The organism is Aliikangiella sp. G2MR2-5, assembly GCF_015687155.1.
Lineage (GTDB): Bacteria > Pseudomonadota > Gammaproteobacteria > Enterobacterales > Kangiellaceae > Aliikangiella.
Genome location: NZ_JADPQF010000009.1, coordinates 58,026 through 71,309, shown reverse-complemented (window position 1 = coordinate 71,309; position 13,284 = coordinate 58,026). Strand labels below are relative to the sequence as shown.

Annotated in this window: 8 protein-coding genes; 4 read left to right on the top strand and 4 right to left on the bottom strand. The window is 41.9% G+C overall.

Annotation, left to right across the window (positions count from 1 at the left end):
- Positions 1-22 precede the first annotated feature (22 nt).
- The 3 genes from IYN84_RS20545 (at position 23) to IYN84_RS20535 (ending at position 6,398) form a co-directional block, all read left to right on the top strand.
- Positions 23-4,393, top strand: a complete 4,371-nt coding sequence (locus tag IYN84_RS20545; RefSeq protein WP_196141160.1) for an RHS repeat domain-containing protein — start codon at positions 23-25, stop codon at positions 4,391-4,393.
- A 17-nt stretch (positions 4,394-4,410) separates the two neighbouring features.
- On the top strand, positions 4,411-5,286 hold the full coding sequence (locus IYN84_RS20540) for an RHS repeat domain-containing protein (protein WP_196141159.1): 876 nt from the start codon (positions 4,411-4,413) through the stop codon (positions 5,284-5,286).
- Between the two features lie 194 nt (positions 5,287-5,480).
- A complete protein-coding gene (locus IYN84_RS20535; protein WP_196141158.1) occupies positions 5,481-6,398 on the top strand; it encodes an RHS repeat-associated core domain-containing protein in 918 nt (305 codons plus the stop codon).
- Between the two features lie 615 nt (positions 6,399-7,013).
- Here the strand turns inward: IYN84_RS20535 and IYN84_RS20530 are convergent.
- On the bottom strand, positions 7,014-8,678 hold the full coding sequence (locus IYN84_RS20530) for a S8 family serine peptidase (RefSeq protein WP_196141157.1): 1,665 nt from the start codon (positions 8,676-8,678) through the stop codon (positions 7,014-7,016).
- Between the two features lie 537 nt (positions 8,679-9,215).
- Complete coding sequence (locus tag IYN84_RS20525) at positions 9,216-10,475, bottom strand: hypothetical protein (RefSeq protein ID WP_196141156.1); 1,260 nt, start codon at positions 10,473-10,475, stop codon at positions 9,216-9,218.
- A 165-nt stretch (positions 10,476-10,640) separates the two neighbouring features.
- On the opposite strand from IYN84_RS20525, the gene IYN84_RS20520 reads away from it, so the two are divergent.
- Positions 10,641-11,201, top strand: coding sequence for a hypothetical protein (locus IYN84_RS20520; protein ID WP_196141155.1), 561 nt, complete (start codon positions 10,641-10,643; stop codon positions 11,199-11,201).
- A 66-nt stretch (positions 11,202-11,267) separates the two neighbouring features.
- On the opposite strand, the gene IYN84_RS20515 is transcribed toward IYN84_RS20520, so the two are convergent.
- Together IYN84_RS20515 and IYN84_RS20510 are read right to left on the bottom strand one after the other, a co-directional pair.
- Complete coding sequence (locus tag IYN84_RS20515; RefSeq protein WP_196141154.1) at positions 11,268-12,848, bottom strand: M56 family metallopeptidase; 1,581 nt, start codon at positions 12,846-12,848, stop codon at positions 11,268-11,270.
- Positions 12,848-13,222, bottom strand: a complete 375-nt coding sequence (locus tag IYN84_RS20510; RefSeq protein WP_196141153.1) for a BlaI/MecI/CopY family transcriptional regulator — start codon at positions 13,220-13,222, stop codon at positions 12,848-12,850. Before IYN84_RS20510 ends, IYN84_RS20515 begins: the two co-directional genes overlap by 1 nt.
- Positions 13,223-13,284: the final 62 nt, after the last annotated feature.

Genomic DNA, 13,284 nt, shown 5'->3' with positions numbered 1-13,284 from the left:
TTGAACAAGATTAGAGGAAATCATGAAGACAAAATATTTAAAGTACTTTGCGGCAGTGTCACTCTTGTCGCAATCTTTGGCAGCCAGTGAGGGAAAAGTCCTCGTTGGCACCGAGGTGATAAATAGACTTAAAGTGAATGATGAAATCACTGTTGATACTACTGACTCTCTCGGCGAAACGATTGATTTATATACAGGAAGCTTAAGCTTTTATCATACCGATATTTCAATTCCCGGAAATAGTGGTTTACCTGTTTCTCTGGGGCGTAAATTTCATGGGGCTGATTTCTATGATCGGAATTCTCGTGATTTTGGTGATTGGGGGCTCAATATTCCTAGTATTTCTACCACGCTACCTCAGTCTCGTGGATGGAAAAGTAATCGCTGTAGCGGAGGTTTAAATCCTGGACCGATTATGTCTAATGGTAGTGTCTATGAAGCACATGAATACTGGAATGGTGTTCAACTTAATTTGCCGGACGGCAGCTCTCAAAAGATCGTAGAGCATAGTAGCAATAGTTTTCCCAATGTTCCGTCTGGAACGGAGTTAATTACTAAGCAACTCTGGACCATTCAATGTATCGGCAGTACTTCAGAGGGCTTTGTGGCTCGTTCGCCTTCTGGTGTCAAGTACACTTTTAATAAGTTAGTTTCAGCGCCAGCACCAGGTGTCTATAAAGATTTTAAAATGATGCCTCGCAATGTCTACTTTATGCTGGTTACTCAAATTGAGGATCTTTGGGGAAACAAAGTTACTTACAAGTATGATGGTAACAAACTTGTTTCTATCACTTCCAACGACGGACGCTCAATTAGCATTAATTATAACGCTAGCGGATTGATTAGTTCCGCCACAGCCAATGGGAAAACCTGGCGTTATAGTTATACACAAGATTCCTACGGTAAATCCTATCTGGATAAAATAACCTTGCCTGATAGCAGATATTGGAAACTGGATTTAATGGATATCGCCACGGTAAAACCAATCCCGAATTATTGGACTGACGGCAATGGTGATAGCGGATATACCTACCCGGCCAAAGAAGGTAATCGTAATTCTGCAGAAGGTTCGATTACTTCTCCTAATGGTCTGAAAGGGACTTTCTATTTGTCGGAACGCTCTCACGGAAGAATCAATGTTCCGCGTCGAGTGATGACCAGCGGTATGTCTATCAACTATGAAGAACGCATGTTTGACACCATGTCATTGGTTAAAAAGGTTTTGACCGGTCCGGGATTGAAAAATATGACCTGGAGCTATTACTACAGTGAAACAGACGGCGCCTTCAGTGGAGATAGTGCGCCTAGTGTATATAAATATGTAATCACAACTGCGCCTGATGGCACAGATACTGTAACCTATTTTCATCGCAGTTACGATTGGCGTGAAGGCTTGAAGTATAAAGTCCGAGTACGTGATGAAAATAATGTTGATCTGCAGTCGACTTACTTTTCCTATACAAGAGGAACATTAATAGGCGCTGTTGATGAATTGAATTCGAATATTCAAGATGACCAATACCTTCAGCTAGTCACTCAGGAACGAGTAGTTCATCAGGGCAATGACTACTACACAAAATATTCCGACTTTGACATATTTGATCGCCCAAAGCAGGTAGAAAGTTATTTGCAAGGTGCATCGCAAAAGCTAATCAAGAAAACCACTTATATTGATCATGTGGCTGATTGGGTTATTGGTTTGGAAGACACTGTTTCCCATATCGATTATACGTCAACTGATAACGACAGGGTGTCAACTGAAAAGTATGTCTATTGCACATCGAATACTACAACTTGTCGTAAATACTTGCCATCGAGCATGTACAAAAATGGCGTAAAGGTGGTCGACTGGACTTATCATTCCGATGGTAATTACAAAACGATTAAGGACGCTAACAGCAAAGTCTACACTTTCTCCAATTATAAGCGCGGACTGCCGCAAACGATTTATTCTCCAGGTATAACGACGCCTATGTCTGCATCTGTCAATAACGATGGAACCATTGCATCGGTTACTGATTTTGAAGGCAACAAAAATCAATATAGCTACGATGTCGTAGGGCGTTTAAGCAAGATAGTACTCCCGTTGGAAAATGGAACCAATTATTGGCAAAGCAGCAATATTGATTATCAAAAGGTTGACGGTGACGACATAGCTATCAGCGGTGCAGGACTGGAGTCAGGGCAATGGAAGCAGGTTGTTACTCAAGGCGATTATCAGAAGACTCGCTATCTTGATGCACTGATGCGTACCGTGTTGTTAAAAGAAGTTGATTTAATGGACTCGTCCTTGACTCGTTATATTAGAACAGAATTCGATGCTTACAATCGCGTCACTTTTCAGTCGGTTGCCGCTTCGTATGCAGGCGAGACGAAAGGAACACATACTGAATATGACGCTTTAGGGAGAGTCGTCAGCGTAACGACACCAGTGGGCAAAACAACGATGAGCTACCTTAGCGGTAATCGCAAAGAGGTGATCAATCCTCGTTATCATACAACCACCTATACCTACCAGGCGTTTGGTGCTCCCTCTTACGAGCGGGTTACAAAAATTGAGTCGCCTGAAAATGTAGATACTGTCATCGAGCTGGATGCGTTCGGTAAAACCAAGTCGATCACTCAGGGAAATGGCAGTGTATCCGCTACGCGAACCTACGAGTACGACAACCGTCATCAATTGTGCCGAACCTATAATCCGGAAACAGGGTATACGTCTACCTACTATGATAATGCTGGCTTGCTTAAGTGGGAAAAAATTGGTGATAGTTCAAACCGGTGTAATCAGGGAGCAACTGCGCCAAGTGAAGCAACAATATTTGCTTACAGTGCTCGTGGTGATATTAAAACAGTAAACTATCCATCAGGTACATCTGATTTGAGCTTTTCCTATGATCGTAATGGCAATCTAACTTCTGCCGATCGTGGTAGCGTTAAGTGGTACTACACATACAACAGTTTGAATGAATTAAGTTCGGAAAGACTCGCTATCGATAGTCGCAGTTTTCCTATATCTTACTCCTATGATGGTCGTGGCAACTTGAGCGCCATTACTTACCCCAGTGGACGTCTAATTGATTTGTTACCGAATGCTTTTGGCCAACAAACAAAAGCGGGTAATTACGCCAGAAATGTTAAGTATCATCCGTCAGGCCAGTTGAAACAGTTTACCTATGGTAATGGAAAAGTCTTTAATCAAACATTGAATGCTCAGATGCTTCCGGATGTGGTTGGTGTAGATAGTCGCGCAAAGGTTAATTACGACTATGATGCCAATGCTAACGTTACCCGTATCACCGATTATATTTCCAGTTCGGAGAATCGAACCATGAGTTACGATGGTCTGGATCGTTTAAAGACAGCGAATGGCCCTTGGGGAACTGGTAGCTTTAACTATGATGCGCTGGGTAACATAACTTATAAAAAACTTGGCAGTCGAAATTATACATACAGCTATAACCGAAGCACTAACAAATTAAGTTCAGTAACGGGCAGCCGCTCGTACAGTTTTGGCTACGATGCTCACGGTAATGTGAAAAGTAATGGGCGCCATACCTTTGCTTATGATAAAGCGAATTTGATGCTGACTGTCAATAGCGGTTCAGTGGCACGTTATGGATATGATGCGCATAAACGAAGGGCAAAAGTCATCGATGACACCGGCACTCACTATCCTGTTTACAACAAGGCTGGACAGTTTCTGCATAAATTTAGTGTTAGCGGTTCAAAGCCTGCAGACTACGTTTACCTGGCCGGCAAACAGATCGCAAAAGTTGAAGGCGCACCAGGTCCTCAGGCACCTGCTACACCCGGTTATATTACCGTGCCCGAAAGTGACAATGACGGAAGCTATTCCGTTTACTGGAGAAGTGAGGAAGGCGTTTCCAGTTACATTCTTCAGGAAAAGAAAAACTCGGGTAATTGGACCACCGTTTATTCGGGCTCAGCAACAAGCAAAACATTAACTAATCGTTCAACAGGAACGTATCAATATCGTGTACGCAGTTGCTCTGGTGGTTACTGCAGTTTGTATCGAGAATCGAGTGTTGTTGATGTGAATGCGCCTGTTGAACCTTCGGTTCCAGCAACGCCGACAGGACTTAGTGCTCCTTCCAGTGACTCCGATGGCTTCTATGAAGTGACATGGAACGCCGTTTCTGGCGCGACGCGTTATGAACTTGATCGAAAAGTTGGCGCGGGTAGTTGGTTAACGGTTTCAAATAATAGCAATACCTCCTATTGGAATGATCTCTCCCTTACCAGTTTGCAAACGTTCCGAGTTCGCGCTTGTAACAGTGCCGGCTGTAGTTCATACAGCGGAAACGTGCAGACAAATGTCGACACCGGCGGAAAGCCTGGTGGTGGTGGCTGGGATCCATCCAAAGAATTTTGAGAATAGGAGAGTAAGCAATGAAACATTTACAAACTGCACTAGTTCTATTTGTGGCTCTCTTGTCATTTTCAGCAACCGCCGAAACCGTAACTTACTTTATCAATGACGTGTCCGGGTCGCCTTTGGCGGCCATGGACAAAAGCGGCAATATTCTTTGGCGGGAAAGCTACGACCCTTATGGTGATGGGCGGAAAAGTCCATCACAAAACTACAGTGATGTTGGGTTTACTGGTCACCAGAAGGATGATGTGACTGATCTGACTTATATGCAGGCGCGGTATTATGACCCCGTGATTGGGCGTTTTTATGGGATTGATCCGGTTGGAACTATAGAGCATTTTAGAAAAGAGAGTATTCACGGCTTTAATCCTTATGCGTATAGCAACAATAATCCTTTCAAATATTTTGATCCAGATGGAAGAGAAGGATTGGCGATTAACCAACCTAATTTAATTAAGAATCTATATCAGGCATTCGGTTATAAGGAGAGGGAACAGGCAAATGCAAATTTTGCGAATGACACCGCGGTTGCATCTAAGGAAATTTCAATTGATGTACTTAGGATGACATCAAAGGCTGCTTATGGATTTTCGGATATTACAGGAAAGTTAGCATGCGTTCCTACTCCCATTTCTCCTGAGTTAGCTGTTGCTTCTACTGAGTTAGAGCTTATCGGAAGCCTAACGAGTACAGGGGCTGATTTATTGGCGGGAGAAAGCACAGGAAAAGAGCTTTTAGTAAGTTATATCGCAGTTGGAGCCGGACAAGGAGTTGAACAACTGGCGGTTAAGGCGGGTATGAAGCATAGATATGCTGCTTGTGTTGAGGTTGTTGCGAAGAAGCTAACTAAGAAGCTAGCAGATAAAGCAGTCGAAAAAGTGAAAATTGAATAGCTAATATGCTTTTGTCAAGAGTATCTAGTTAGCTCGTAGTCTATGTAGCAATATATATCGATAGACAAGGAGTTTTACAGGCAAACAGTAACTCGGTTTTCAGCGCAAAACACAAAAGGTATTTCTACGTACAGAAAGCCTAATGAAAGCTGTAGGAAAGCGTTAATAGAATCTTTAATTCAGGAACGTTATAAATGAAATTTTTGAAAACTACTTTAACTCTATTGGTGGCACTGTTGTCATTTTCAACAACCGCCGAAACCGTAACTTACTTTATCAATGATGTATCCGGGTCGCCTATGGCGGCCATGGATAAAAGTGGGAATATTCTTTGGCGTGAAAGCTACGACCCTTATGGTGATGGAAGAAAAAACCCATCACAAAACTATAGTGATGTTGGGTTTACCGGTCACCAGAAGGATGATGTTACAGGGCTGACTTATATGCAGGCTAGGTATTATGACCCGGTGATTGGGCGATTTATGGGGGGGGATCCGGTCGATAATCTGGGACATATGCGGCGTGGGAATCTAGTTCTTGGATTCGGTAAATATCCTTACGTCAATAACAACCCATACAAATATGTAGATCCTGATGGTGAGTTCGGGCTATTGGGAGCCGCGGTCGGAGCCGCTATTGGAGGTTTGTCTTCCATTGCTGTTCAATCATTAACTGGAGATAGGAAAATTAACTGGTCTACGGTTGGAGCTGCGATATTAACCGGAGCTGCTGTAGGAGCAACTGGAGGTCTGGCTGGTGCAGCAGTTGCTAAAATTGGACTGACAGGTGCAGAAGCGGCTGCAACAGTGCTTATTCCCTCCGCTACTGTTGCCGCTGTTGGAGGAGGGGTGACACAAATGGTTGAAAACACAGCAAATGGAGATCCATTAAACAAAGGTGTGGCACTTTCAGCTGGTGCTGCGGCGGTAGGTACCGTCTTAGGTGGAGTAACTGGCGATAAGATAGTCGGAGCTGTTACAAAATCAAACGTCCTTGGGGAGGCTGGTAAATTGGCAGGTGGTAAAGCTACAGGTGAAGCAATTGCTACCGTTACTCAAGAAGGTATAACTCAAGGAATAACTAATGGTTGTACAAGTGAGGTTTGTGAATAATCTACTTAAAATTATCGGAGATGGTGTGAAAAATGCGTCAGTGGTATTTTTGTCATTTTTTGTGCCTATTCTTATTTTGGTAGCTCTTACCAGTGACCAAGGAATTGGACTGTTGTGGAACTCAGATATTTATATTAGGGCATTTTCACACCCATTAATAATTGGTGTTTACGCAATATTCATTACTTTATCTACATTTAATAGTTATAAAAAACTGAAGTGATCCCTACTATTTTTAGTCAAATGCCTCGCACTTTGATAAGGATTCGGGGCTTTTTATTGCTTAGGCTATTGGCTGGCGAGGCGGCTCGGAATGATTACCTATTTTGGTTGGATCTGATGCCAGTTTTGCCTAGAATAGGCGCCGAATGTGATTAGAGTTTGCATTTGTAGAATCCATAAGAATCCGCTCTTTATCCGTTTTTTCGGTATAGAAGGTAGCCTTGATGAAGCTTGTGCAATGAAGGAATGTATCGAAGGCTTATCACCATCGACTATCTTAATTGATATTTAGAGCAATTGAATACACTTCAAGCTCCAGCCAATTAGGCCGGAGCTTTTATTCAAAAAACATTACTACAAATGTAACAATGAATTTCGATATTTACTTATATATTACCCACACTTCTTAGGGCCACCTTTACAAGTGCCACCTGAGCCACCATCGTTACTACCGGTACAACCATTAGCTGTCAAATAGTCGATAGCTGCCTGGGCTTTAACCAGACCGTATCCAGTTTTGTCATCACGACCAGCAGCGTCCAGATCTTCAGCAGTTGCTTTAAGTGCATTACGAACTTCCGATGCCGAACAAGTATTGTGATGAGACCAAACTAGCGCAGCGACAGCACTAACGTGAGGCGTTGCCATGGAAGTACCATTGTAGTATTCCCAGTCCTGATTGCCTGACTTGGAAAGGCTGGCAGATTGTCCTGCTTTTGCAGCGATGGCTAACCCTGTTGCGCGATCAATAGAAGCCGTTGGAATACCGGCAATTTTACTATTGAAGTCGATCATAAATGGAGCCTGCAAGCCTGGGCGAGCAGCATTACTGTATATCACGATCCCAGCAGCTCCTGCGTCGGCACAAGCATTCGCGCCACGGAATTCAGGGTATTTATTTTCGGTTGAACTTGAATCATCTTGCTGGTTTTCAGCACGTTCAACCAGGCAGATTTTTCCGGTCATATCGCCACAGTTGTAGCTAGTACCGGTAGTTGTACATACGCCGAGTTCGCCTGAAGCCGAACCATCGTTACCACGAGGATCGTAGCTAAGGCTGCTGTTATAGAAGATATGGGGAACAACGCCGTTGGCAAAATAGTCTGTACCACCAACACTTAGCTGAGCTAGTTGGCCATCGCCAAGACCGACACTGGAAAGAATTGCTTCGCCCGGACCGGAAAGTTCAACCTGGCTGGTGCGTTGTGAAAAGTTTGCGTGCTTATTGCCAGAGTCGACAGCTGCAACAGAAACAACCGCATCGTAAGACGCAGGGTAAGAGTGAGATGTGTTTCCGTCATTACCAGCAGCGGCAATGCTAAGCACGCCTTGGCCATAGTAATTGCTGAACGCATTTTTTTCAGTTCTGCTGCTACGTCCACCACCCAGGCTCATGCTGATAACATTGGCTCCAGCGTTTACACAGTTATCAACCGCGCTCACCAGACTGGAAGAGTAGCCCCAACCTGATTCGTTAAATACTTTAATGATGTGTAGATTGACATTGCCATTTGGCATGACGCCGACAACACCAGAACCGTTATTGATAGCGGCAATAGTTCCGGCTACGTGAGTTCCGTGAGAACCTCCTGGCGTAGACCAGTCACCTGTGCCTGAATCGCTTGTTCCAGAAACCACATTGCCACTTAAATCGGAGTGGCGAATATCGTATCCCGAATCGATGATACAAACATTGCGATTACCAGCTAGGCTGTCTGATACTATGTCGCCCTGTACTCGGCTAATTCCCCATGGCTCGAGTTCGGTTGCATTGAGATTAGTTGAAAGTAGCTTTCGTTTGGCGTCGGCTTCAATATACTCAATATTTGGGTTGTTACGCAGTCCATTTAACGCAGAAGAGGGCACTTCCATAGCAAAAGCATCATGCTTTTGAAGGTCAACTTTGATCTGGCCGCCAGCTTTTTTTGCCAGAGACTTAACCAATTGACCTTTACCCGGTGAAAATTTTACGATTACTCGCTCTTTATTTGCTGCTTCAGCGTTAGCGCCTAGCGCCAACAAAGTTGCAGCGGTTACTAATGCAATTTTGGACTTCATAAGTTTTACCTTTTTTAATATTTATCATACTTACTTCTTCTTTTTCTTTATGTTTAAACAAAGAAAATCGGACTTGAATGATTACAAAATAGCGACTGGAACTATTTGATATTTCGCCGTAGCGACGTAAATAGTTTTAGCACTGAAGAAAAAACTGGGGCTAGTACAAAGACGACAAAGATTATCTGGAAAGCGACATTCGGTGAAAAATTTTTCCGTCACAGTCAAATTCGATGAGTCAATATTTCAGAATTTTTGCTGAAAAAGAGTTTGTTCAAAAAGGAAACATATTTAGGTTACTTCTAAAAAATGAAGAAAAGTAGTTTCAAAAGTGGACGGATATGTCGTTTGGTTAATAATCAATGTCGGATTTGAGCGACAAAATAATTCTGGAACTGTTTTTCAGGCGAGAGAATAAGGACGAAGATAAAGATAAAAACAAAAGTACCTGATGGCTAGCCAATACTAAAAGTATGAAAAATATAAAAAATATAAAAAATATAAAGAAAAGGGCGTCACTTGACGCCCTTAAAAAACTTAAATCCTGTCGCAGCCTAAATCATACACCGGTCCGACACCTGTCATATGAAAATTCATATATTGCGTGCCATCATAGTCCTGTCGAAAACTGACATATTGAAAACGACAGCGACCATCGGGGTGAGTCATAGTGACAAAACCTCGAATGACCTTCCCGGTGATTATACCTGAGAGGGGATTTCGAGTAATGGCCCAGTCTGCTGATGTAAAGTAAGCATCCTTTATTGACTCTTTCCAGCCCCAGGCTTTTGCCCAACGTTTCGCTGCCGCCGTAGCCTGCTTGCGCTGATTGTTATCATTCAACCCCGACGTTGGAAGTTCCTGTTTGGCGACCTTTTTTTGATGAGCCTCTTGTGCACGTTTTTCAAATTCAGATTTTATTGATGCAAAATAGTTGCTCATTAACTTGTCAATAGCGTTTTGCTTGTCCTTACTATTCAATAACTGACGGATGTAATTAAGATTGTTAGACCAGACATTGTAGTGGTTGTTTTTTCCCCATAACACTTTACCTAAACCGGAAGCGTTGGCAAATGTATAGATCAAAACTCCGTCTTTAAGATCAAACAGGTAGTAACTTGTAGCATGGCGATAAATATCAACCCCGGCAATAGCGCTTTCTTCAGGTAAATATTTGTATTGATTAACACCACATCTTTCACAGGGTTTTACATCGATCTGCTTTTGACCTTCGCTGATGAAAGTAACTTGATGCTGTTTTTGAGCTTTACCCATATGCTTCATAGGAACAGCTAGATGATAAGTACCGCCACTATGCGCCATTTTACCCACGTCTTGATTCATTATCTTTCTTGATAAATCGAGCGCAAAATTTTGAATTTGCTCCTTCGTTATTGACTTTGCGGTATCCGGATTTTTTGAATAAATATTGGCATATTTAATTTGAGACCATACTTTTCTTCCAAGTAAAGCATCCGGTTGAACGACTACGAAACTATCATCACTAAATTGAAATACATATAATCCTGCCGTCATAAAAGTTGCTACCTGAAGAGTAGAGCTTTCCTCTTTGAGAAAGCTGTAAGTCGCAGGCGCGCAGCCTTTGCAGGCAACAGCTAAGACATACTTGTTACCCAATTGCCCAAAGTCAATTTCTACTTGCTGCTTCCCTCGCTCTGGTGTTCCCAGATAGTAAGTGCCCTTTATTTTTTCTCTTGTTAGTTCTCCGGCTTCAATATTAAAACTGTGAAAAACGAATAAGCTGAATAATAGCGATATGAGAGGTGTTCTTTTCATGGCCAGATGATATCCCTTTTATCGATAGTTGTTGTTTAAATTGTGCTCAACTAGATTCTAGCTTTAATACCCGCTAAATGTAACTAAAAGTTGCTATTCAGTTTTCGTTAACTTTCAAAAAGCTAACCTTGCTCCCGTGTTTATTAATCATAAAGGAAAAGGATTATGAAAAAGCTATTACTTTCAACCATTGTTGCCTCGGCAGTAGCCTTAGCTGGAACAACAAACCAGGCCTTTGCGGAAACTCCGGAATTTGATTATTTGCAAGTGAGCCACGCTAATCTTGACTATGATGCTGGAGGTGATCTGGATGGATTCGAAGTCAAATGGAATCATGAACTAACCGATTCACTCTATCTGAATGTCGACTATACAAATTTCGCAGAGTCTGGCGCAAAGGTAGAGTCAACTGCTTTAGGGTTAGGGTTTATGTCGGATGTGAGCGATTCATCAACATTTTTTGCTCAACTAGACTGGATTAATGCAGAAAATTCATTCGGGTTCGATGATGACGGCTATCGTGCTAGTGTGGGTGTAAGAAGTATGCTAACTAAGGAATTTGAAGGTAAGCTTGCCTATGAATATACCGATGTAGGTGATGATGATATGAGTGTGTTTGTTGTTGGTGGTGCTTATAATATCAACAAAAATATAGCTCTGACTCTGGACTTTAAAAAAGAATCCGATTTTGATCAAACGATGTTCGGTGTTAGATATAATTTCTAGAACTGTTTGCACTGTCTGGATATAAAATAAAAGTCACTCAGTAACTGAGTGACTTCTTCAAGCCGGCTATCCTTTTTGGGCATCCTCCAGAGATGAACGGTTTGCCCTGATCGTTATCGAAAGCATCTGATTATCGTCTCCCATTTCGATAGAAGCTTCTTCTCCAAAAGGCGTCAATAATTTTGGTTCGGCGATAAGCTCCATGATAGGAGATTTTGACGAGTCCAACATCTTAACATCTAGCATTGCTATATTGTCTTTATCCGAGATCTTTATAACCATTTGCCAATTGTTAGGAAGTTTTATAAAAGACTGCTTGTCGAACTCGCTCCAAACAGAGAAGTCGACTTTTTTGGTGTTGGTCTTTTCGGAATTATCCGGGTCCTTGATTTCGAGTTTTATAGCAAAGCTAATATGAGCGCCTTCCGGCTTATTGTCCTTAACAAAAACTAGCTTCGATTCTGCATTAACGCCACCGCTGCCTGGTTTCACAAAAAGCTTTTGCGACTGACTGATAATTTTGAGATTGAAGTGCGATGCCATTAAATCCATTAACTGAATGGTTGATATCTCTTCTACCTCGATGTCTATAGGAGTATTTTGTATGCTCTTATCAACCTCAATCGCTTTTGCTTCAGTAAAGTCCGCGATTAGTTCAAAGGCTGTTTTTAATGGGATTTTTTCAAAGTGCATGGAAACAGGGGCTTCCGACTTTTTCATATTGACCGATTCCTGCTTTATTCTGTAAGACTCGGAGTGAGTATTAAATGAAGCCAGTGCAAATAATGCCAATGAAAAAGTCAGGGTGAACATATAGGTTATTTTTCTCGTCGTATCCATTTGAGGATTCTCCTTAATGATTTGAATTCGCTTGAGATTAGTGTGAGTGCTTGAAGCCATACTGCTAGAAAGCTGAGGTTTGGAACGGGTTGTTTGCAGCATAATTTCAGATAGAGCGGTTAAGTATTTTGAACTCCCCAGCTTATTGCTTGCTTTTCTATCGCAGCTGGCTTCGATAAGAAAGTGAATTTCTTTCACAAGTAGTCGAACAAGTGGGTTCCACCAGAACAGGGATTTAACCAGTGTTAATAGTAAAAGTTTGATATTGTCATGAGACTCTAAATGAGTAATTTCATGAGTAACTATTACATCCATATATTGTTTGGCTGAAAATCTGGGATTCATCCAAATCGTTGGATTTAACCAGCCAATAAGAACGGCGCTGGAGATTTTTTTACTTAGGTTAACTTTGATTTTTTCCGGACTATTTATCGTCAATGTCCCACATTGCTCCTGCTTCAGTGAATTTTTCCATAAAAAATGTCGAATTAATTCAAAAACAAAAATAAGAAAACCCACACTAAATAAAATTTTGGCAATAAGGGTAAGGTTAACAGGTGAGGTGGTCTCAATATTATCAACAAATGTCAGAGGCTGGGTGATTTCGACATTTGGAATCAGCCAGTTTGCTCCTGTGACTTGAGCTTCCATTGGTAATAGTGTTTTTAAATACGGTATAGGAATTAACCAGAATATCAGTGCAAAAAGAGTAAGGTAATAGCGGTAATCTATTTGTCCTTGTATTCTCTTCACAACCAACAAAACTAGCAATGAAATTAAAGAGTTTACCGCTAAATAAGTCAGCATTATTTTAGCTCCTTTTTCTTTTCCTTCAGTAACGCTTCAAGGTATTGAATATCATCCTTGCTGAGCTCTTCTTCTTCCAGAATATGAGCCACTAACGGTTTGCTGTTTCCTAGAAACACTCGATTTATAAAATCGCGAATAATGGGTTTACGATACTGGCTCTTCTCAATAGTTGCGGTAAAAAATATTGTACGTCCTTCTTGCCGGGTGCGCTCGAGCGCTCCTTTTTTCTCTAGTCGATCTATTATGGTTTTTACCGTGGTGTAGGCTACTTCGCGCTTTTGCTCAATCGCCTTGTGAACTTGAGGTGCGCTGGATTCGCCTGCTCGCCACAGGATGTGCATTACTTCTAACTCGAAGTCAGATAACTCCATAATTCCTCCTTATGTCTACAGTTGTAGATATTTATATCTACAACTGTAGAGAATGTAAGGTG

What these genes read in the sequence shown, in the direction of transcription:
- IYN84_RS20545 (WP_196141160.1), top strand. Translation starts at nt 23, where the DNA reads ATGAAGACAAAATATTTAAAGTACTTTGCGGCAGTGTCACTCTTGTCG.
- IYN84_RS20540 (WP_196141159.1), top strand. Translation starts at nt 4,411, where the DNA reads ATGAAACATTTACAAACTGCACTAGTTCTATTTGTGGCTCTCTTGTCA.
- IYN84_RS20535 (WP_196141158.1), top strand. Translation starts at nt 5,481, where the DNA reads ATGAAATTTTTGAAAACTACTTTAACTCTATTGGTGGCACTGTTGTCA.
- IYN84_RS20530 (WP_196141157.1), bottom strand. Translation starts at nt 8,678, where the DNA reads ATGAAGTCCAAAATTGCATTAGTAACCGCTGCAACTTTGTTGGCGCTA.
- IYN84_RS20525 (WP_196141156.1), bottom strand. Translation starts at nt 10,475, where the DNA reads ATGAAAAGAACACCTCTCATATCGCTATTATTCAGCTTATTCGTTTTT.
- IYN84_RS20520 (WP_196141155.1), top strand. Translation starts at nt 10,641, where the DNA reads ATGAAAAAGCTATTACTTTCAACCATTGTTGCCTCGGCAGTAGCCTTA.
- IYN84_RS20515 (WP_196141154.1), bottom strand. Translation starts at nt 12,848, where the DNA reads ATGCTGACTTATTTAGCGGTAAACTCTTTAATTTCATTGCTAGTTTTG.
- IYN84_RS20510 (WP_196141153.1), bottom strand. Translation starts at nt 13,222, where the DNA reads ATGGAGTTATCTGACTTCGAGTTAGAAGTAATGCACATCCTGTGGCGA.